The following is a 21,103-nucleotide window of genomic DNA, read 5'->3' on the forward strand; positions in this document are numbered from 1 at the left end:
TACCCGACGTCCGATATCCTCAAGCCGTAGGTTGGATTAGCGCGGCGTAATCCAGCACCACCGCACTGCATGCCTAGGCCGACAAGGCATTGATCAACCGGCGTATCGCAGGGATCAATTCCCCGGCCGTCAGCCCGATCGGGCCGCTGCCTGCGGCCACCAGCGCGTCGGCCGCCGCGCCATGCAGCCACACGGCGCCGATGGCCGCTTCCCATTCCGGCCAGCCCTGCGCCAGCAGGCTGCCGCACAGGCCGGACAATACGTCGCCCGTGCCGGCCGTCGCCAGCGCGGGGCCGCCCGTGTTGTTGACGACGACCTGGCCGTCGGGCGCGGCGATCACCGTGCCCGACCCTTTCAATACCACGATGACGCCCAACTGCGTGGCCAGCTGGCGCGCCGCGCCCAGGCGGTCGGCCTGCACCTCGGCCACGGTCAAGTCGAGCAGGCGCGCCGCTTCCAGCGGATGCGGCGTCAATATTGTCGCCCCGGCGCCCGTGCGCACGGCCAGCGCCGATTGCAGCTCCGGCTCGGCCGCCATCAGGTTCAGCGCGTCCGCGTCCAGCAGCAGCGGGCTGTCGCTGTCAATGGCACGCTGCAGCAGTTCCACCGTGCCGGCCTTGTCGCCGAGACCGGGTCCCGCCACCAGCGCGGCGAAGTGCAGGCCCGAGAAATCCACGTCCCTGGCGTGCCGGCACATCAGCTCCGGCTGGCCGCTGTCGAAGGCGGGCGGCGCATCGGGAAACGCGATATACACTCGTCCCGCGCCCGCATGCAGGGCCGTGCGGGCGGCCAGGATAGGCGCGCCGGCCATGCCTTGCGCGCCGCCGATGATGGCCACGCTGCCGTAGCTGCCCTTGTGCGTATTCTGGCGCCGTGGCAGCAAATGGCGGGCGAACAGGTGCAGGCCGCCCAGCTGGGCTCTGGCGGGCGGCAGCAGGGAAGGGTCGATGGCCAGCGCGGCCACTTCCACGTCCCCCGCATGGTCGCGGCCATTCGCCGTGTGCAGGCCGGGCTTGTCGCCGATGAAGGTGAGCGTATGCGTGGCGCGGATGGCGACGCCGTCGATGGCGCCCGTGTCCGCGTGCAGGCCGCTGGGCACGTCGAGCGCCAGCACGGGGCAATCGAGGTTGTTGACCAGCTGCGCCATGTCGCGGCATTCGCCGTCCAGGGGGCGCGACGCGCCGATGCCGAACAGGCCATCGATGACGAGGTGCCATGGCGCCGCGCCCACCGCCGCCGAGGCCATGGACGTTGACGCATCCATGAAGCGCGCGGCGCTGTTGCGCGCGCGGCTCAGGGCCTGTTCGCGTTCGGGCGACGTGGCTTGCGCTTCGGGCGCCAGCCAGACGAGCACCTCGGTGCCGCTGCCGGCCAGGTGCGCGGCCGCTTCCAGCGCGTCGCCGCCGTTGTCGCCGGGGCCGGCCAGCACCAGCACGCGCCGGTGGCCCGCGTCGTCGCCATCTTCCTGGGCGTGCAGCAGCTTCAGGGCGGCACTGGCAGCGGCCTGGCCCGCGCGCTGCATCAGCAGCCCTTGCGGCAGGTCGCGCATGGCCGCCTGTTCGATGGCGCGCAGTTCGGCGATGGAATACAAGGGTGCGGCAGAGTCGATCAGGTTCATGGAGCGTGTTCCGTTAGTCAGCATGTCTTCAACATAAGGCCGAAGCGGGCGAAAGGCAAGGCGCGCACGCCTGCGGTGCGCCGTAAATTGTGCGGCTACAATAGCCATCTCACATAAGCGCGGGGGCAAGGCGATGGACTGGCAATTCTGGATCGACCGGGGCGGCACCTTTACGGACATCGTGGCGCGCCGTCCTGACGGCAGCCTGGCCACGCATAAACTGCTGTCGGAAAACCCGGGCCAGTACCGCGACGCGGCGCTGGCCGGCATGCGCCAACTGATGGACCTGGCGCCTGGTGTGCCGCTGCCCGTCGAACTGGTGGGCGCCATCAAGATGGGCACGACGGTGGCGACCAATGCGCTGCTCGAACGCAAGGGTGAGCCGACCGTGCTGGCCATCACGCGCGGTTTCCGCGACGCCCTGCGCATCGCCTACCAGAACCGCCCGCAGCTGTTCGCGCGCCAGATCATCCTGCCCGAACTGCTGTATGGCGACGTGATCGAGATCGATGAAAGAGTGGGCGCCCATGGCGACGTCGTGACCCCGCTCGACGAGGCGGCCGCGCGCGCGGCGCTGGAACAGGCTTATGGACGCGGCGTGCGCGCCATTGCGGTCGTGCTGATGCACGGCTACCGCCATCACGCGCACGAGGCGCGGGTGGCGCAGCTGGCGCGCGAGGCCGGTTTTACGCAGGTGTCCGTGTCGCACGAAGTGAGCCCCATGATGAAACTGGTGGCGCGTGGCGACACCACGGTGGTCGATGCCTATCTGTCGCCGATTTTGCGCCGCTACGTCGACCAGCTGGCGATGGAGCTGCCCGGCGTGCACCTGCAATTCATGCAGTCGAACGGCGGCTTGACGGATGCGCGCGCCTTCCAGGGCAAGGACAGCATTCTGTCCGGCCCCGCCGGCGGCATCGTCGGCATGGTGCGCGCCAGCGCGCTGGCCGGTTTCGATAAAGTCATCGGCTTCGACATGGGCGGCACGTCCACCGACGTGTCGCATTACGCGGGCGAGTTCGAACGCGTGTTCGAGACGCAGATCGCCGGCGTGCGCATGCGCGCGCCCATGATGAGCATCCACACGGTGGCCGCCGGCGGCGGCTCCATCCTGCATTTCGACGGCGCCCGCTACAAGGTGGGGCCGGACAGCGCCGGCGCCAATCCCGGCCCCGCCAGCTACCGGCGCGGCGGCCCGCTGGCCGTCACCGACTGCAACGTCATGCTGGGCAAACTGCAGCCCGCGTTCTTCCCCCGCGTCTTCGGCCCCGACGCAAACGAAGCGCTGGACGTGGCCACGGTGCGCGCCCAGTTCGAGGCGCTGGCCCGCACGGTGAACGCGACCCCGGAAGAAGTGGCCGAAGGCTATGTCGCCATCGCGGTAGGCAACATGGCCAACGCCATCAAGCAGATTTCCGTGCAGCGCGGCCATGACGTCACCGAGTACACCCTGACCAGCTTTGGCGGCGCGGGCGGCCAGCATGCCTGCCTGGTGGCCGACGCGCTGGGCATGCGCACGGTGTTCATCCACAGCCTGGCAGGCGTGATGTCGGCCTACGGCATGGGCCTGGCCGACCAGCGCGCCATGCGCGAGCGCGCCATCGAGGCGCTATTGGGCGCGGACCTGGCCGGCGATTTCGCGCAACTGGGCGAACTGGCGCGTGGCGACTTGCTGCGCCAGGGCGTGGAAGGGAAGCGCATCGCGCTGGTGTCGCGCGTGCACCTGCGCTACGAAGGCACGGATTCGGCCCTCGTCGTGCTGTTCGATACGGCCGCCAGCATGCAGGCGCAGTTCGAAGCGGCCTACAAAAAACGCTTTTCCTTTCTGATGCCGGCGCGCGCGCTGATCGTCGAAGCGATCTCCGTGGAAGCCGTCGGCGCGTCCGATGCGCCGCAGGTGGCCGCGCCGGCCCATGCGGCGCGCGCGGATCGGCTGGCGCCCGTGCAGACGGTAGACATGTACTGCGCCGGCGCGTGGCGGCCAAGCGGCCTGTATGCGGCGGACAGCCTGCGCCCCGGCGACGCCATCGATGGCCCGGCCATCGTCAGCGACGCCAATGCCACCACCGTGATCGAGCCAGGCTGGCGCGCCGAAGTGACGGCGCACGGCCATCTGGTCTTGCGCAGGGTCGTCGCCTTGCCCGAGCGGCGCGCCATCGGGACACAAGCCGACCCCGTGATGCTGGAAATTTTCAACAACCTGTTCATGTCGATCGCCGAGCAGATGGGGCTGCGCCTGCAAAACACGGCCCATTCCGTCAACATCAAGGAGCGGCTCGATTTCAGCTGCGCCATCTTCGACGCGCAAGGCCATTTGATCGCCAACGCGCCGCACATGCCCGTGCACCTGGGGTCCATGGGCGAGAGCATCCGCACCGTCATGACGCGCAATGCGGGCGCCATGCGGCCGGGCGACGTCTTCATGCTGAACGACCCGTACCATGGTGGCACGCATCTGCCCGACGTGACGGTGATTTCGCCCGTGTTCGACGAAGCGGGCGGCGCCATCCTGTTCTATGTCGGCTCGCGCGGCCACCATGCCGATATCGGCGGCACGACACCGGGTTCCATGCCGCCCGACTCCACGCGCATCGAGGAAGAGGGCGTGTTGATCGACAATTTCAAGCTGGTCGACGGCGCCACGGGCTTGTTGGCAGAAGACGAAACCCTGGCCCTGCTGGCGGGCGCCAGCTGGCCGGCCCGCAATCCCCGGCAAAACCTGGCCGACCTGCGCGCCCAGGTGGCGGCCAACCAGAAGGGCGCGGAGGAACTGCACAAGATGGTCGCGCATTTCGGCCTCGCCGTAGTACAAGCCTATATGGGCCACGTGCAGGACAATGCCGAGGAAGCCGTGCGCCGGGTCATCACGACCCTGAAGGATGGCAGCTATGCGCTGGACCTCGATAACGGCGCGCAGATCAAGGTGGCGATCAGGGTCGACGCAGCTGCACGCAGCGCCGCCATCGACTTTACGGGCACGTCCAGCCAGCTGCCGAACAACTTCAATGCGCCATCCGCCGTCTGCATGGCGGCCGTGCTGTACGTGTTCCGCACCCTGGTGGATGACGAGATTCCGCTGAATGCCGGCTGCCTGAAGCCGCTCACGGTGATCATCCCGCCCGGTTCCATGCTCAATCCGCGGTATCCGGCCTCCGTCGTCTCGGGCAACGTGGAAACCTCGACCTGCATCACCAACGCCTTGTATGGCGCGCTGGGGGCGATGGCGGCGTCGCAGGGGACGATGAACAATTTCACCTTCGGCAGTGAACGATACCAGTACTACGAGACGATATCGGGCGGCTCGGGCGCCGGCCCCGGTTTTGACGGCACGGACGTGGTGCAGACGAACATGACCAATTCGCGCCTGACGGACCCGGAAATCCTCGAGTGGCGCTTTCCCGTGCGGCTGGACAGCTACAGCATTCGCGCAGATTCGGGCGGGGCGGGGCGCTGGCGCGGCGGCAATGGCGGCGTGCGCCGGGTGCGCTTCCTGGAACCGATGACGGCGGCGATCTTGTCGAACAACCGCATCCATCCGCCTTTCGGCATGGCTGGCGGCGCGGCGGGCGCGCTGGGGCGCAATTACGTCGAGCGGGCTGACGGCACGGTCGAGCACCTGGCCCATATCGGCAAGACGGACATGCGCTCCGGCGACGTATTCGTGATCGAGACGCCGGGCGGCGGCGGCTACGGCAAGACGGAGTAGGCCGTGGCTCCGCTCAGCTGCGCCCGTACCTGGCCCACGTCGCGCATGGGCGCGCGGCCGAACTGGCGGCTGTATTCGCGGCTGAACTGCGATTCGCTGGCGTAGCCGACCCGGTAGCCGGCCGTGCCCGCGTCGATCTGCTCGACCAGCATGAGGCGCCGCGCTTCCTGCAGCCGCAGCAGTTTCTGGTACTGCATCGGCGTCATGGCCGTAATCGCCTTGAAGTGGTGGTGCAGCGACGACATGCTCATGTTCGCCATGCCGGCCAGGTGCTCGATGCGCAGCGGTTCGCAATAATTGTGCTTGATCCAGTCGATGGCTTGCCCCACCTGGTGCGACTGGCTGCTGGCCAGCGCCATGTGGCGCAGGCGCGCGCCGACGGGGCCATTGAGCAGGCGGTAAGTGAGCTCGCGGCGGATCAATGGCGCCAGGGTGGCGATTTCCCCCGGTTTGTCGAGCAGGCGCACGAGGCGCAGCATGGCGTCGAGCAGCTCGGCCGACACGTCGCTGACGGAAATGCCGCGCGTGGCAGGCAGGATTTTCTGTTGCGCCGCGCTGTCGACGGTGCTTTCGCTATCGAGCAGCGCGGCCACGTCGGCGATGTCGATGCCAAGCACGACGCACAGGTGCGGCTTGTCCACGCTCGCTTCCACCACGCGCACCTGCACGGGCAGGTCGACGGACGTCAGCAGATACTGCATGCGGCTGTAATGGAAGGTTTCCGTACCCAGGGTGACGTCTTTCGCCCCCTGCGCGATGATCGCCACGCTGGGGCGCGCCGCATGGAACAGCGATTCCGTCACCGACGACTGGCGGTGGAAACTGAGGTTGCCGATGGCCGTCGTGTAGTCGCCCGTGCGCGGCGCGTGGCGACTGATCAGGGCGGCGATTTCATCTTGCGGAGTAAGTGAGGTGGACATGGCGTTCAGTATGCGTGAGGCGAAGAAGGGCAGGGGCCGATCTTACGCAGATTTGGAGGATCGTGCAAAGGTCTTGCAGGATCGCGGTAACGGCGGCCGGGCATCTCGGGCACACTTGGGCAATCGCCTGCACAGCACGCGCCTCTCTCGTTCGTCACACTACCCAAGGAGTTTTCATGACCACCATCGCCAAAGGCTACGCCGCACTGGGCCCGACTTCCGCACTGCAACCGTTCACGTTCGAACGCCGCGCCCCGCGCGAAGACGACGTGGCCATCTCGATCAAATACTGCGGCGTGTGCCATTCCGACATCCACCAGGCGCGCGACGAATGGGGCGGCGCCGCTTTCCCGATGGTGCCCGGCCATGAAATCGCCGGCGTCGTCACGGCCGTCGGCGCCAACGTCAGCAAGTTCAAGGTGGGCGACCACGTCGGCGTGGGCTGCTTCGTCGATTCCTGCACCACCTGCAAGGCGCGCAACGTGGACCTGGAACAGTACATGCCAGGCCTGATCCAGACCTACAACGGCCTGGAAGCGGACGGCAAGACAGCCACGCAGGGCGGCTACTCGGACAGCATCGTCGTCAAGGAAGGCTATGTGCTGTCGATTCCCGACAACCTGCCGCTGGATGCCGCCGCGCCACTGCTGTGCGCCGGCATCACCCTGTATTCGCCGCTGAACCACTGGAAGGCGGGCCCTGGCAAGCAGGTCGCCATCCTGGGCATGGGTGGCCTGGGCCACATGGGCGTCAAGATCGCCCACGCCATGGGCGCCGAAGTGACGGTGCTGAGCCAGACCCTGTCGAAGCGCGAAGACGGCCTGCGCCTGGGCGCCGACCATTACTACGCCACCAACGACGCGGAAACGTTCAGCAAACTGGCCGGCACGTTCGATTTGGTCATCTGCACCGTGGGCGCATCGATCGACTGGAACCAGTACATCAACCTGCTGAAAGTCGATGGCAACATGGTCATCGTCGGCATCCCCGACGGCGCCGTGCCGCCCGTGAACGCCTTCGGCCTGGTGGGTGCGCGCCGCAGCCTGTCCGGCTCCATGATCGGCTCGATCAAGGAAACCCAGGAAATGCTGGATTTCTGCGGCAAGCACAATATCGTGTCGGACATCGAGATCATCCGCATCCAGGATATCAATGAGGCGTTTGAGCGGGTAGTGAAGAGCGACGTACGCTACCGCTTCGTGATCGACATGGCATCGCTGTAACGCTCGAGAAAAAGCCCAGGGCGTTGTTGCCGCGTCTCGCCGTACTATTCGTACTGTCTTCGACGAGGCGCCTAGCCCTGGGCATTTTTCGAGCGTTCCAACCGATATGCTGTAAAAGCCAAGCTGGCTACTAGCTAGCGGACTGTGTTTGTTGGATTACGCGCTTTGCGCTAATCCAACCTACGCATATCCAGCAGTCCGGTAGGTCGGGTAGGTCGGATTAGCGCGCAAGCGCGTAATCCGACACCCCCGCCAACTTCCCATCCCCGCCAAAAATCAAGCTCCCGCGTCAATTTTTCTTTCCTTGCATCAAAAATCGGCATAAAATGAAACCGTACAGTACAGTTTCACTACGTAGATTTAAAAAACCAGCCATCCCCGGCGTATTTGCCTGGGCAGGGGAGGCGTCATGGATAAAAAATGGACACTTCAGTAAATAAAGGAGCGCCGGCGATCCCGGCGGTCTTCAGGGGCAAGCGGCTTGCCTTGACGGTTTTCGGCATTTTTCTCGGCTTTTCCGGCCTGGCCCTGGCGGCGGGCGGCATCGAACTCATTACCCTCGGCGGTTCCTGGTACTACCTGCTGGCCGGCCTCGGTCTGCTTCTCGCCGGCGTGCTGTATCTGCGCCGCAAACCGCTGGCCAGCAGCATCGTCGCCGTGCTGGTCATCGCCACCCTGGTCTGGGCCGTGTGGGAAATCGGCTTCGCCTTCTGGCCCATGGTGCCGCGCCTGGCGCCGTTTATCGTCATCGGCCTGGTGGCCGCCTTGCTGCATCCGTGGCTGGCGGGGCTCAAGCACACCGGTCAGTCGCGCGGTTTCGCGGCCCTGCTTGCCGTCGTGCTGGTGGCCGGTTTCGCCGCCATGTTCAAGCCGCATGGCGTGCTGGACGCCACCGTGCAGCCGCAGCAGGATGCGCTGGCCGCGGTGAACGGCGGCAGCGCCAACTGGGCGCATTACGGCTATGGGCCGAAGGGCACGCGCTTCGCGCCGTACACGCAGATCGACAGGCAGAATGTCGACAAGCTGCAAGTGGCGTGGACCTACCGCTCGGGCGAGCTGGCCGAAGGCGCGTCCGAATCGCAAAACACGCCGCTGCAGATCGGCGACACCATCTACACGTGCACGCCGACGAGCAAGGTCATCGCGCTCGATGCCGATACGGGCAAGGAGCGCTGGACCTTCGATCCGAAGCCGGCCAACACCAAGACGTGGAATCGCTGCCGCGGCGTCGGCTATTACGAGCCGGCGAAAGTGACGAATCCGTTCCGTTTTGACGGCATGCAGGCGGCCAATGCGCCGGCGGCGGGAGCGTGCGCCAAGCGCATCGTGCAAGTGACCATGGATGCGCGCCTGATCCAGATCGACGCGCAGACGGGCAAGCAGTGCGAGGGCTTCGGCGACAAGGGTTCCGTCGACCTGACGGTCGGCCTGGGCAAGGTCAAGATGAACGTGCCGTACTACGCTTACACGTCCGCGCCCACGGTGGCGCGCAACCTGATCATCCTCGGCGGCTGGGTGTTCGATGGCCGCTCGACCGATGAACCGTCTGGCGTCGTGCGCGCCTACAGCGCCGACACGGGGGAACTGGTGTGGGCCTGGGACCTGGGCAATCCGGCCATTACCAAGTTGCCGCCGGAAGGGCAGACCTACACGCGCAGCACGCCCAACATGTGGTCGGCGCCCGCGTTCGATGATGAGTTGGGCCTGGTCTATCTGCCGACGGGGAACGAGCAGCCCGACTTCTGGGGCGGCAAGCGTCCACCGCTGACGGAAAAATACGCGTCGGCCATCGTCGCCCTCGACATGGCCACGGGCCGCGAACGCTGGACGTATCAAACCGTCCATCACGATATCTGGGATTACGACGTGGCCGCGCAGCCGGCCCTGTACGACGTCCCGGACGGCAAGGGCGGCAAGATCCCGGCGCTGGTGCAGTTGACCAAGCGTGGCCAGATCTTCATGCTGGACCGCCGCACGGGCAAACCGATCGCGGAGGTGGTGGAAAGACCCGTGCCGCAAGAGCACGCGGCCGGCGACTGGGTGGCAAAGACGCAGCCATACTCCACCGGCATGCCGGCCCTCGGCGCGGAAACGCTCACGGAGCGCGACATGTGGGGCGCCACCTTCTTCGACCAGCTGGCCTGCCGCATCAGCTTCCGCAAGCTCAATTACCAGGGCGAGTTCACGGCGCCAAGCACCAAAGAGACGCTGATCTATCCGGGCTACTACGGCGGCTTCAACTGGGGCGGCGCGGCCGTCGACGAAAGCAATGGCTATATGTTCGTCAACGATATTCGCATGCCGCAAGTGGTCAAGCTGGTGCCGCGCGAAACGGTGGACGTGGCCAAGCTGACGTCGGGCCACGGCGTGGGCAGCACCTATCCGATGGATGGCACGCCCTTCGTCATCGACCACAAGGCTTTCAATTCGCCGCTGGGCATACCGTGCCAAAGCCCTCCGTGGGGCGTGTTTGCCGCCATCGACCTCAAGACGAAGAAAAAAGTGTGGGAGCGTCCGGCCGGCACGGTGCAGGATGCGGTGGTCAACGGCGTCAAGGCGAGGCTGCCTATCCCGCTGGGCATGCCGACCCTGGGCGGCGGCATGAGCACGGCGTCCGGCCTCGTGTTTTATGCGGGCACGCAGGATTATTATTTGCGCGCCATGGATATCGCCACCGGCCATGAAGTGTGGAAGGCGCGCATGCCCGTTGGTTCGCAAGGCACGCCGATGACCTATGTGTCGCCCAAGTCGGGTCGCCAGTACGTCGTGGTGGTCGCGGGCGGCGCGCGCCAGAGTCCGGACCGTGGGGATTACGTGATAGCATACGCGCTTCCCAAGACACAGTAAGAGTTTGCTTCATGCCCCAGTTGCGCACCGTTCCAGCTTCCCCGAGTACCCGAAGCGAGGAGCGGCGGCGCAAGCTGCTGGTGGCGGCATCCAGACTCTTTCTCGACTCCGGCTACGACGGCGTCAGCATGGATGCCATCGTGGCCGAGGCGGGCGGCTCGAAAGCCACCGCCTACCGCTACTTTGGCAGCAAGCAGGAACTGCTGGTGGCCGTGGTCGAATACCTGTGCGCCGACTTCATCATTGCGCTGCGCCAGCTCGATACCTCGCAAGCGGGCCTGGAACAGGGCTTGCAGCTGATCCTCGATGAACTTGTGGCCGTCGTCACCAGTCCCCGCCACGTGGATTTCTACCGCCTCGTCGTCACGGGCACCGCCGCCGTGCCAGCCGTGGGCCAGACCTGGTACGAACACGGCCCGCAAGTGTGGCATGCGCTTATCCTGCGCCTGCTGGAACAGCAGCGCATCCAGGGCCGCATCGCGCCCGATACTTCATTTTCCAACCTGCCGCAAATCCTGTTCGACGCCGTCTTCTCGCACCTGACCACGCGCACCGTCATGCTGGGGCAGGGCGGTAATGCGGCTACGTTCCGGCCGCTGATCGCGGAGTTGATTGAGCTGGTGGTGGCGAGGGTGGAACGTAGGGCGGATTAGGTCCGGCAGGGCCGTAATCCGACAATATTGTTGGCCTGCGGTAGTGGGATGACGCGACTGGGATAGGTTCCAAGAGTGGCTAACAAAACCTTTCGACGTACTCACTGATAAGTGGCAGATCGTCTTTCCTCATCGGGCAGCATGGCGTGAGCCGTGGAATCAGTCCTGCTAGGAACACGTTCGCCATCCTATCCCTGGCCGTCGTGTAGGTCTGCTTTCGCCTGCGGATTCAATCGGTCAATGCAACACTTTACCCTAAACGGCTGTCGCCTCATTGCTTAGAACATGTAAGCGGTCATCGCAAGCTTCTGCTTTAGCCAAACATCAGATGCCATGTCGCACCGATCATGATGGCAGCTCCATCGCAGGCGCTCTGCCGCGGTTGCCTCGGTCGGATGTGATGGCCGCTGTGCCCCCTGGTCGCGCCGCGCCAGGCGCGAATGTTATAGTGGCGAAAATTTATTTACTGAAAGAAACTGTCATGAAAAACGACGCAACCACTCGCCCGCAAGCAAATCAGGCGCCTGCCAGGCTCAGCAAAGGGGACTTCGTCACCGTATTGCGCAAGCTGCTGCAAGAAGAAGCAAAGGCTGGCAAGTCCAGCGTGGACGTACGCGCTGCGAACCTGCACACCGAGGTTGGCGTTTATCCGGCGCGCGGCCACTCGATGCCAACCTGTTGCACGGTGATGTATGAAGAAATGCAGCCCGGTGACGAGATCCTGCTGACACCGCCCGGCGGCAAGGGGCCTACGCTGCTGGTTCGGTATAAACTGCCGCGCTGAAAATCACCGTTTGAGTGACAGTTTATAATCAGGCGCAAATATAGATGCCGCAGCGGCAGCGAAGCTGTTGACTTCCATGCGCCGCTCGTAATCAGGCACCAAGCGTGGGTAACTGATAGTGCGCAGATGCTGGCGCTCTGCTGAGGCTACGTCGGCATTTGGCTCGATAGCGGACGCTGACGCTGAGTCCCTCAGCGTCCGATCGCTGCAGTAAAAAAGGGCAGGCCGCAATCAAGTAGCAATACCGTATTTGTGCTGGGTCGCGGCGTATTGTTGCTTGAGTGACTCGAGCTTCGGATGCTTGGGATCGATCTTGCTGATCACCTGCATCTGGTGCTGCGCCTGTTCGGCCAGCGGGGCTTCCCAGCCCAGCATGTTGAGCTGGCGCAGGATGGCGTCGACGGAGGCGAACAGCACTGGCAGGTTGCCTGGGGTTTTGCGCAGGGCCTGGCGCAGCACGAAGACGGCTCCCTTGAGTTCTCCGCTTTCCGATTTGCTGGCCGCATCCTGCATCAGTTCCTGCACCTGGTTCGTGATCTGCTGGCCCATGCCTTGCGCCAGGTCGTGGCGGCCCGCTTTTTCAAATACGTCCACGGCCGCTTCCATGGTCACGTCGCTGTCGGCTTCGTTGACGAGTTTCATCATGACGTCGGATGCCGCCTGTTCCAGGTTGTTTTTCAGGCAGCTCTGCACGAGGCCCACCTTCAGCTGCGTCGACAGGCCCCGCGCCGTGTCCAGGGCGGCGGCGGCCAGTTGCAGTTCGGTGGCGGCGGCGATGTCGTTGCCCGACAGTTCATGCAGCATGGCGGCCGAGATGGCGCGGCACGCTTCGACGTTGGCGCCGCCGCGCAAGGAGCGCTCCATGTCGCGCAGCACGCCGCTCGCTTGCGGCGCGTCGCCTTTCTTGACCAGCGTTTTGACCAGGTTGACGTGGTCTTCCGGGTCGCGGAATTCCGAGTATTTGGCCTTCGTCACCACCTGCTTGTAGGCCCGTTCGGCCGCGCCGATGTCGCCCGTATCGAAGGCGATGCCGCCCAGGTGGCGCAAGCGGCGCACCATGTGTGGCGAGATGGCCACCGCGTCCTCGAGGATTTTTTTCGCCTGCAGTTGCTGGCCCATGGCTTCGTGGTTCTTCGCCAGCAGGTCGTAGGCGGCCATGAAGCGGGGATAGACCTCCACCAGTTCCAGCAGCGCGTCCTGCGCCTCTTCGTGGCGCTGCTGTTCGAACAGGGTGCGCGCCAGTCCCAGGTGAGCCCAGGCCATGGGCCGCGTGGCCAGCATGTCCGCGTACAGCTGTTCCGCTTCCTTCCATTCGTCCAGGGTGATGTGCAGCTCGGCGCGCAGGCGGGCGAAATCGGCCGCCAGGCGCGGGTGCTGCAGTTCGGCCGCGCGGCAGCTTTTCACGGCTTCGCGCAAGTCGCCCTTGTCGATCAGCTGATACGTGGGCAGGAAAATGGCGCGCCGTTCGATGGCGCGCGCGATGCGTCCGCTCAGCACGTCGACGGTGAACGGTTTTAATATGTAGTCGGACGGGGTCAGCTCGGCCGCGCTGATCACCTTGCTGTGGATGGCTTCCGAGGTCAGCATGATGAAGATCGTCCACAGGCCGATCAGCTTATGGTGGCGCAAGTCTTCCAGCAATTGCTGGCCGTCCTGGCCGTCCGTGCCGCTGCCAAGGTCGTATTCGCACAGGATGATGTCGAACGGTTTCTTCGTCAGCAAGCGGATGGCCGTGCCGGCATTGACGGCGTATTCCACCTTGGTGATGGCCGCCTGGTTCAGCATATTGTGCAGATTGCCCCGCATGCTGGGGTTCGGGTCGACGATCAGGACAGATAAGTCGCTAGTTTCTGGCATTGTTCAGCTCTCGTTCATCTGTTCGGTCATTTGCGGGAACTCTTCTTATATGTCTCTGCCTGGCAGTATTGTTTTTTATCAGCATACTGCAAAGCCGGGCGGCACTGCCAGCAAAATGCATGCAATCGGGCGCGGGGCAGGGTGCAGCGAGCATCCGGCGGCGCGCAGCGTTGTATTTCATGCCGCTGGCGCCCTGTCTGCGGTGGCTGGCGCCGCATATTCGCGCACATGGTTGACTAGCATGATAGTATCCTAATTACAACTAATGTTGGGTGCCGCACAATCTTGCGGCCAGGCATGCGCAAGGCTATCCCGGGCGCTCCATCTCTCTCTTGTGTTCATACCCGTCATGCGCGTACCTGATTTGTCTACCTTGCGGCGCGTCGCCGTGCCCCTCGCGTTTGGCGGCAACAGCGAGCAGCAGCATACCTATTTTGCCGAATTGCACCGGGTCGGCATGGTCACGCAAGTGCTGGGCATCATCGCCTTCAGCCTGACGTGGCTGCTGATGCCGCCCGCCTACCACCCGAACCTCACGCATGCCGTGCTGGCGCTGCTGGGCATGCTGATCAGCCTGGTGGTGCGCTACCGCTGCACCACATTGCCCGTGCTGACCGTCACGGGCGCCTGCGCCGTGCTGGCCCTGACTTTTGGCTTGCGTACCATGGCCGATGCCGTGCAGCACGCCAGTTTCTGGGTCTTGCCCGTGGGCGTCTTCATGACTCTGGCCATCGCCTCCATCTTCAACGGCGGCCTCAGCTACCTGGCCGTGGTGGCCGGCGTGTGGTGGAACGTGGGCCACGGCCTGTATCCCGTCAACGCGGGCTTGCCCGACCAGTCGTGGCCGCCGCTGATGATCGCCGTCAGCGTGCTGTTCGGGCTGGCGCTGAACGTCAGCTTCAGTTTATTACGCTTGCGTAACTATCACTCGAAGGTGGAATTGACGCGGCTGGCCTTCCAGGACAGCCTGACGGGCCTGAACAACCGCCGCATGTTCACGCAGCGCGCCCAGCAACTGCATGGCGCACCGCATGGCGGCGTGCTGCATTTCCTGATGATCGACATCGACAATTTCAAGATCATCAACGACCAGCAGGGCCACGATGCGGGCGACGCGGTGCTCGTGCGCACGGCCGCCGTCATCGCGGACAAGGCGCAGGGCCATCTGTGCGGCCGCCTGGGCGGCGAGGAATTCGGCATCGTCTACGCAGGCGGCCGCGACGACGCGCGCGCCTTTGCCGGCGCCCTGGTCGAAGCCGTCAGCCAGGCCTTCCATGCCGCCCAGTTCGTGTCGATCAGCGTGGGCGTGGCCGAGCTGGACCGGGGCAAGGACCTGGGCCACAGCTACCGGCTGGCCGACGAGGCCTTGTACCTGGCCAAGCGCCAGGGCAAGAACCGCTATGTGATCGCCTGAGCTGTTGTTGCAGTGCCAAAACTGCCGCTGTGCGGGGAAAAACGGTGGCAAAAGGGGGGTAAAACCCCAAGTTCCGGTCATAAGTCAGGGGTAAAACGGGTATAATGCGCGCAAAGGAAATTTGCCGTACGAAAGATATTGTCATACCTACCTTTAACCCGCAGCCACGCTGCATCAACCACCTTCCAATCATGTTGATACTGCCGGGTTCCAATGCCCTGTCCCATTTCCGTAGCCACCGTCTGTTAAGCCAACTGCAAGCCGTCTCGCCTGCGATTGTTGCCGTGCAAGCACGCTATGTCCATTTCATCGATGCCAGCGCGCCTCTCACCAACGACGACAGCACGCGCCTTGGCGCCTTGCTGACGTACGGCGAGCCGGCCCAGGCTGACAATACGGAAGGCGCTGCCGAAGAATTCTTCGTCATCCCCCGTTTCGGCACGATCTCGCCGTGGGCTTCGAAAGCCACCGACATCGCGCACAACTGCGGCATGGCGCACATCAAGCGCGTCGAACGCGGCATCGCTTTCCGCATCAACCTGAAATCGGGCATCCTGGGCAGCGCCATTGGCGCCGGCAAACTGACGGACGAACAGGTGCAAGCCGTGGCCGACCTGCTGCACGACCGCATGACGGAATCCGTGCTGCGCAGCGCCGACGACGCCAAGGACCTGTTCCGCACCCTGGAAGCGCGCCCGCTGGAATCGATCGATTTGCTGGGGCAGGGCAAGGCCGCGCTGGAAACGGCGAACACGGAACTGGGCCTGGCGATGTCGGAAGACGAAATCGACTACCTGGACGCCGCCTTCACCAAGGCTGGCCGCAACCCGACGGACGTGGAACTGATGATGTTCGCGCAGGCGAACAGCGAGCATTGCCGCCACAAGATCTTCAACGCCGACTGGACCATCGACGGCGTAGCACAGCCGAAGTCGCTGTTCGGCATGATCAAGAACACGCATGAACTGCAGCCGAAGGGCACCGTCGTCGCCTACAGCGACAATTCCTCGATCATGGAAGGCGCGACCGTGTCGCGCTTCTACCCGCGCGGTGCGAACCACGAATACGCGGCGTCGACGGAACTGACGCACACCCTGATGAAGGTGGAAACGCATAACCACCCGACGGCGATTTCTCCATTCCCCGGTGCCTCCACGGGTGCTGGCGGCGAGATCCGCGACGAAGGCGCGACGGGCCGCGGCGCCAAGCCAAAGGCTGGCCTGACCGGTTTCACCGTGTCGAACCTGTCCCTGCCGGATGCCGTGCGCAGCTGGGAAACGGCCGCTTCCGTGACGGCGCCGCTGGCGGGCCGCACGGATGCGGACCAATACGGCAATCAATATGGCAAACCCGAACGCATCGCCTCGCCGCTGCAAATCATGATCGAAGGCCCGTTGGGCGGCGCCGCGTTCTCGAACGAATTCGGCCGTCCGGTCCTGGGCGGCTACTTCCGCACGTATGAACAGAACGTCGGCGCGAAAGAAGCTGGCGCACCGGACGCCGTCTTCGGCTACCACAAGCCGATCATGATTGCGGGCGGCATCGGCAATATCTCGGCGCAGCACACGCACAAGAACGACATCCCCGTCGGCAGCCTGCTGGTGCAGCTCGGTGGCCCGGGCATGCGCATCGGCATGGGCGGCAGCGCCGCCTCGTCGATGACCACCGGCAGCAACACGGCCGACCTGGACTTCGATTCCGTCCAGCGCGGCAATCCTGAAATGGAACGCCGCGCTCAGGAAGTCATCAACGCCTGCTGGCAAATGGGCGCGGACAACCCGATCATCTCGATCCACGACGTGGGTGCGGGCGGCTTGTCGAACGCGTTCCCGGAAATCACCAACGACGCCAAGCGCGGCGCGATTTTCGACTTGCGCAAAGTGCCGCTGGAAGAGTCGGGCATGGCGCCGAAGGAAATCTGGAGCAATGAATCGCAGGAACGCTACGTTCTCGCCATCGCGCCGGAAAGCCTGCCACTGTTCAAAGCCATGTGTGAACGCGAACGCTGTCTGTTCGCCGCCGTGGGCGTGGCCACCGAAGAGCGTCAACTGAAACTGATCGACCCGGAACTCGGTAACGAGCCGGTCGACATGCCGATGGACGTCTTGCTGGGCAAGCCGCCGAAGATGCAACGCGACGTGGTCCACGTGGCCAACGATTTCCCTGCCATTGATCTCACCGGCATGGACTTGAAGGACGTGGCGCAAAAAGTGCTGCTGCTGCCCACCGTGGCCGACAAATCGTTCCTGATCACCATCGGCGACCGCAGCGTGGGCGGCATGACCGTGCGCGACCAGATGGTGGGACCATGGCAAGTGCCGGTGGCCGATTGCGCCGTCACCACCATGAGCTTCGAAGGCTACCTGGGCGAAGCGATGGCCATGGGCGAACGCACGCCGCTGGCCGTCATCGACGCCGCCGCCTCGGGCCGCATGGCCGTGGGCGAAGCCGTCACCAACATCGCCGCCGCAGCCATCGGCGATATCTCCGACATCAAATTGTCCGCCAACTGGATGGCCGCCTGCGGCCAGCCTGGACAGGATGCGGCCCTGTACGACACGGTGAAAGCCGTGGGCATGGAGCTGTGCCCGGCGCTGGGCATCAGCATCCCGGTCGGCAAGGATTCGCTGTCGATGCGCACGACGTGGAAAGACGAGAGCACGGGCGCGGCGAAATCCGTCACGTCGCCGGTGTCGCTGATCGTCTCCTCGTTCGCGCCAGTTCTGGATGTGCGCAAGTCGCTCACGCCGCAACTGAAAACGGACAAGGGCGACACGTCGCTGATCCTGATCGACCTGGGCCGCGGCAAAAACCGCCTCGGTGCATCCGCCCTGGCGCAAGTCATGGGCCAGCTGGGCAATGCCACGCCGGACGTGGACAGCGCGGAAGACCTGAAAGGCTTCTTCGCCGCCATCCAGAAATTGAACAGCGACGACAAGCTGCTGGCCTACCATGACCGTTCGGACGGCGGCCTGTACGCCACCTTGACGGAAATGGCCTTCGCCGGCCACACGGGCATGTCCGTCAACCTCGACATGCTGACCATGGAAGGCGAGCATTCGAGCGACTGGGGCGACGCCAAGAACTGGGCCGGCCAGGTAGCGGAACGCCGCAACGAACTGACCTTGCGCGCCTTGTTCAGCGAAGAGCTGGGCGCCGTCATCCAGGTGCGCGCGGAAGAAAAGTCGCTCGTCATGGACGTGCTGCGCACATTTAACCTGGGCGCCTGCAGCCATATCATCGGCAAATTGAACGACCGCGACGTGATCGAATTCACGCGCGACGCCAAGCTGATTTACACCCAGCCGCGCGCCGAACTGCACCGCCTGTGGAGTGAAACGAGCTGGCGTATCGCCCGCCTGCGCGACAATCCGGCCTGCGCGGACGCTGAATACGACCGCCTGCTGGACGTGCAAGATCCGGGCATGTCGCCGATCGTCACCTTCGACCAGAACGAGAACATCGCCGCGCCATTCATCGCCACCGGCGTGCGACCGCGTGTCGCCATCCTGCGCGAGCAGGGCGTCAACTCGCATATCGAGACGGCGTATGTCATGCACCAGGCAGGTTTTACCGCTGTCGACGTGCACATGAGCGACCTGATTGCCGGCCGCGTGAAACTGGACGACTTCCAGGGCGTCATCGCCGTGGGCGGCTTCTCGTACGGCGACGTGCTGGGCGCGGGCGAAGGCTGGGCGAAAACGATTTTGTTCAACGCCAGCCTGGCGGAACAGTTCGCGCGCTTCTTCAACCGCACGGACAGCTTCGGCCTCGGCATCTGCAACGGCTGCCAGATGATGAGCAATTTGAAATCCATCATCCCCGGCGCCCACGCCTGGCCCAAGTTCACGCGCAACAAGTCGGAGAAATTCGAAGGTCGCTTTGCCATGGTCGAAGTGATGGATTCCCCATCGATCTTCTTCAACGGCATGGCCGGCACGCAAGCCGGCATCGCCATCGCCCACGGCGAAGGCTACGCCGACTTCTCGCAAACGGGCGACATCACCCAGGTCACCAAAGCCATGCGCTTCGTCGACAACAAGGGCGCCGCCACCGAAGCGTACCCGTACAACCCGAACGGCTCGCCGGAAGGTATCACCTCCGTCACTACGCCAGACGGTCGCTTCACGGTGCTGATGCCGCATGCGGAGCGCGTGTTCCGCAGCGTGCAACAGTCTTACCACCCTGAAGCGTGGGGCGAGGATTCGCCGTGGATGCGCATGTTCAGGAATGCACGGAAGTTTGTGGGGTAATTTAGTTTGTTTTCAGCGCGGCACCTTGGGTCAAGGCGCTGTTGCTGGGCTGGAAATGAGAAAGCCGCTGTCGGGAGATAGCGGCTTTTTTCTTTTTGCTATTGTCAAGCAGGGATGCCTTTCGGGACTATTTCTGGTGCGAGTGCATTCAACTCATCTTTGTAGGCCATAATTGGTGAGTAAAGTTTATGGAACGATCTTCCTATGGCGCCTGAGAATAGCTCCATATATGGGTTTGATTCCCCGCCCTCTATTATGTGTGCAATTGAAATTCCTGGGTAAGGGTCAATGTAAAATATTTTTCTGATTCCTAGTTGATAGGCTTTTTTTGCGCATAATTCACAAGGGCTTGCTGTCGTGAATAGAAAGCCGCCATAAATTCCCTGGCCACCATATTTTGATATTTGCAAAAAAGCATTTTCTTCCGCGTGTAGCGATCGTGTATGAACTTGATTATTGGTTTTGTATATCGAATTAAATTCTGACTTGAAGCAGTACGATACATTTCTTCCGGTCGATGCGATTTTTATGTATCTTTTGTTTCTTTCTTTGAAATTATTTATATATATTTCATCATTTTTCTCATAATTACTGAAGGCAATTTTATCCAATCCGCTTAAGAGATCATCTCTATTTCTAAGATTGCATGGAACATGTCCGTGTGGCGTGTCATTCCAACCTATTGCTTTCACGGAAAAATTATTGTCTGTAATTAATGCGCCAACTTGACGAGATATGCAGCCGGAATTTAATTTTGCAGTGTAGGCAATTTGCATACAACGCTCTAGTGCTGTTGGCGTGATAATTCCCGGACGTTTCATTAACGAGATTAGACGTGTAATTTGATTTGTGAGATTGGTTAGTTTTCCAACTCTGCTATCTCCATTCGGGTTGCTTAAATAAATATCCGCACGTTGAAGGCATCCTTGAATATCTTGCATAGAATATGTGGATTCAACCTCAATATCGCGATTGGCATACTCTGTTGAATCTATGGATTCTATTTCTTTTGCAGAGAAGTTTTGCAAGGCGAGTCTTATGAGCCTCTGCTCATCGGGGCAAGAAACTGCAACTAAGTGGAAATTTGTTATTCTGTCTTGTAGAAAAACTGCTTCTAGAGGGTTGCGTAATGCATCAACAGCAATCAGGGATTTTCGCCCTAAAGTCTGATTACATATCATTAGTTCACTTATGACGTCGTGAACATATTTTACTAGAGAGAAGAATGCCCCCTCTTTTACCTTGCTGTCAAAAGGAGAGCCAGAAAAGCGAATATTTGATCCAAATACTTGATATAGTGGAACAATAACAGTTTCACCTAGCCTTGTCTTTAGTTCGTCACTTTTTTTGGGGAGATATTCCGTATAAAATTCGATAATTTGTTTTGGGTCTTTTCTTTCATATATGTCTTTGCAGTGAAATTCTAACTCCAATAGTGTTTCTCTTGCTATTGAATGTGCATCTTCTTTCTCGGGTGTTGCTGTTTTTATAAATTCAACTGCTTTTTTTACTCCATTCTTAATTAGTAATAAGGTTATTATTGATCTTACTTGAATTATTTGGAATGGGTGCCATGTTTTTGTTAAGTGGCGATGTATTATTTTCTGTTTCCTTTCATCGTTGCTGCTTGGATTGTCTCCTTTATATAGGGTGTGATGTAATTCACTAAGATCTGATCTTAATATTGATGCCACTGTTGAACACCCACTTCCGGTTCTTCCGGTGAGGCCAATAACTATATGGTCATTGTCACCTTCATAGATGGTATTTATTGCTGACTTAATATATTGGCCCATGACTTTCCTTGGTTTTAATTATTGAAAGCTTA

General features: G+C 62.1%; 11 protein-coding genes. 7 read left to right on the forward strand and 4 right to left on the reverse strand.

Going from position 1 to position 21,103, the window contains the following annotated elements; genetic code table 11:
* Positions 1–73 precede the first annotated feature (73 nt).
* A complete protein-coding gene (locus CLU90_RS04040; RefSeq protein ID WP_100427256.1) occupies positions 74–1,618 on the reverse strand; it encodes an NAD(P)H-hydrate dehydratase in 1,545 nt (514 codons plus the stop codon).
* Positions 1,619–1,751: 133 nt separating this feature from the next.
* Between CLU90_RS04040 and CLU90_RS04045 the strand changes: the two genes are divergently transcribed.
* Positions 1,752–5,324, forward strand: coding sequence for a hydantoinase B/oxoprolinase family protein (locus tag CLU90_RS04045; protein WP_100427257.1), 3,573 nt, complete (start codon positions 1,752–1,754; stop codon positions 5,322–5,324).
* Here CLU90_RS04045 and CLU90_RS04050 read toward each other — a convergent pair.
* Positions 5,306–6,244, reverse strand: a complete 939-nt coding sequence (locus CLU90_RS04050) for an AraC family transcriptional regulator (protein WP_100427258.1) — start codon at positions 6,242–6,244, stop codon at positions 5,306–5,308. The two genes, CLU90_RS04045 and CLU90_RS04050, sit on opposite strands and share 19 nt — an antisense overlap.
* Before the next feature lie 176 nt (positions 6,245–6,420).
* Here CLU90_RS04050 and CLU90_RS04055 point away from each other — a divergent pair, with 176 nt between their 5' ends.
* The 4 genes from CLU90_RS04055 (at position 6,421) to CLU90_RS04070 (ending at position 11,751) form a co-directional block, all read left to right on the forward strand.
* Entirely contained in the window at positions 6,421–7,467 is a 1,047-nt protein-coding gene (locus CLU90_RS04055; protein ID WP_100427259.1) for an NAD(P)-dependent alcohol dehydrogenase, read from the forward strand.
* Between the two features lie 420 nt (positions 7,468–7,887).
* The gene (locus CLU90_RS04060; protein WP_100427260.1) at positions 7,888–10,314 is read left to right on the forward strand and encodes a membrane-bound PQQ-dependent dehydrogenase, glucose/quinate/shikimate family; all 2,427 of its coding nucleotides are present in this window, start codon (positions 7,888–7,890) and stop codon (positions 10,312–10,314) included.
* 11 nt (positions 10,315–10,325) lie between these two features.
* Positions 10,326–10,967 (forward strand): TetR/AcrR family transcriptional regulator, encoded by a 642-nt coding sequence (locus CLU90_RS04065; protein ID WP_092716517.1) that lies wholly within the window; start codon positions 10,326–10,328, stop codon positions 10,965–10,967.
* Between the two features lie 481 nt (positions 10,968–11,448).
* The gene (locus tag CLU90_RS04070; protein ID WP_092716520.1) at positions 11,449–11,751 is read left to right on the forward strand and encodes an HNH endonuclease; all 303 of its coding nucleotides are present in this window, start codon (positions 11,449–11,451) and stop codon (positions 11,749–11,751) included.
* A 231-nt stretch (positions 11,752–11,982) separates the two neighbouring features.
* Here the strand turns inward: CLU90_RS04070 and CLU90_RS04075 are convergent, their stop codons facing one another.
* On the reverse strand, positions 11,983–13,608 hold the full coding sequence (locus CLU90_RS04075) for a tetratricopeptide repeat-containing response regulator (protein WP_092716523.1): 1,626 nt from the start codon (positions 13,606–13,608) through the stop codon (positions 11,983–11,985).
* A gap of 349 nt (positions 13,609–13,957) precedes the next feature.
* On the opposite strand from CLU90_RS04075, the gene CLU90_RS04080 reads away from it, so the two are divergent.
* Positions 13,958–15,022: a GGDEF domain-containing protein gene (locus tag CLU90_RS04080; RefSeq protein WP_157808727.1), complete on the forward strand. Its 1,065-nt coding sequence runs from the start codon at positions 13,958–13,960 to the stop codon at positions 15,020–15,022.
* Positions 15,023–15,213: 191 nt separating this feature from the next.
* Positions 15,214–19,275 (forward strand): phosphoribosylformylglycinamidine synthase, encoded by a 4,062-nt coding sequence (purL, locus tag CLU90_RS04085; RefSeq protein WP_100427262.1) that lies wholly within the window; start codon positions 15,214–15,216, stop codon positions 19,273–19,275.
* A gap of 104 nt (positions 19,276–19,379) precedes the next feature.
* Here the strand turns inward: purL and CLU90_RS29630 are convergent, their stop codons facing one another.
* Complete coding sequence (locus CLU90_RS29630) at positions 19,380–21,071, reverse strand: hypothetical protein (RefSeq protein WP_198511142.1); 1,692 nt, start codon at positions 21,069–21,071, stop codon at positions 19,380–19,382.
* Positions 21,072–21,103 lie beyond the last annotated feature (32 nt).

It is taken from the genome of Janthinobacterium sp. 67, assembly GCF_002797895.1.
Classification (GTDB): domain Bacteria; phylum Pseudomonadota; class Gammaproteobacteria; order Burkholderiales; family Burkholderiaceae_D; genus Janthinobacterium.

Bases quoted from the DNA above. Each gene is read 5' to 3' on its own strand.
- purL (WP_100427262.1), top strand. From the start codon at position 15,214: ATGTTGATACTGCCGGGTTCCAATGCCCTGTCCCATTTCCGTAGCCAC.
- CLU90_RS29630 (WP_198511142.1), bottom strand. From the start codon at position 21,071: ATGGGCCAATATATTAAGTCAGCAATAAATACCATCTATGAAGGTGAC.
- CLU90_RS04060 (WP_100427260.1), top strand. From the start codon at position 7,888: ATGGACACTTCAGTAAATAAAGGAGCGCCGGCGATCCCGGCGGTCTTC.
- CLU90_RS04075 (WP_092716523.1), bottom strand. From the start codon at position 13,608: ATGCCAGAAACTAGCGACTTATCTGTCCTGATCGTCGACCCGAACCCC.
- CLU90_RS04070 (WP_092716520.1), top strand. From the start codon at position 11,449: ATGAAAAACGACGCAACCACTCGCCCGCAAGCAAATCAGGCGCCTGCC.
- CLU90_RS04050 (WP_100427258.1), bottom strand. From the start codon at position 6,244: ATGTCCACCTCACTTACTCCGCAAGATGAAATCGCCGCCCTGATCAGT.
- CLU90_RS04045 (WP_100427257.1), top strand. From the start codon at position 1,752: ATGGACTGGCAATTCTGGATCGACCGGGGCGGCACCTTTACGGACATC.
- CLU90_RS04080 (WP_157808727.1), top strand. From the start codon at position 13,958: ATGCGCGTACCTGATTTGTCTACCTTGCGGCGCGTCGCCGTGCCCCTC.
- CLU90_RS04065 (WP_092716517.1), top strand. From the start codon at position 10,326: ATGCCCCAGTTGCGCACCGTTCCAGCTTCCCCGAGTACCCGAAGCGAG.
- CLU90_RS04040 (WP_100427256.1), bottom strand. From the start codon at position 1,618: ATGAACCTGATCGACTCTGCCGCACCCTTGTATTCCATCGCCGAACTG.
- CLU90_RS04055 (WP_100427259.1), top strand. From the start codon at position 6,421: ATGACCACCATCGCCAAAGGCTACGCCGCACTGGGCCCGACTTCCGCA.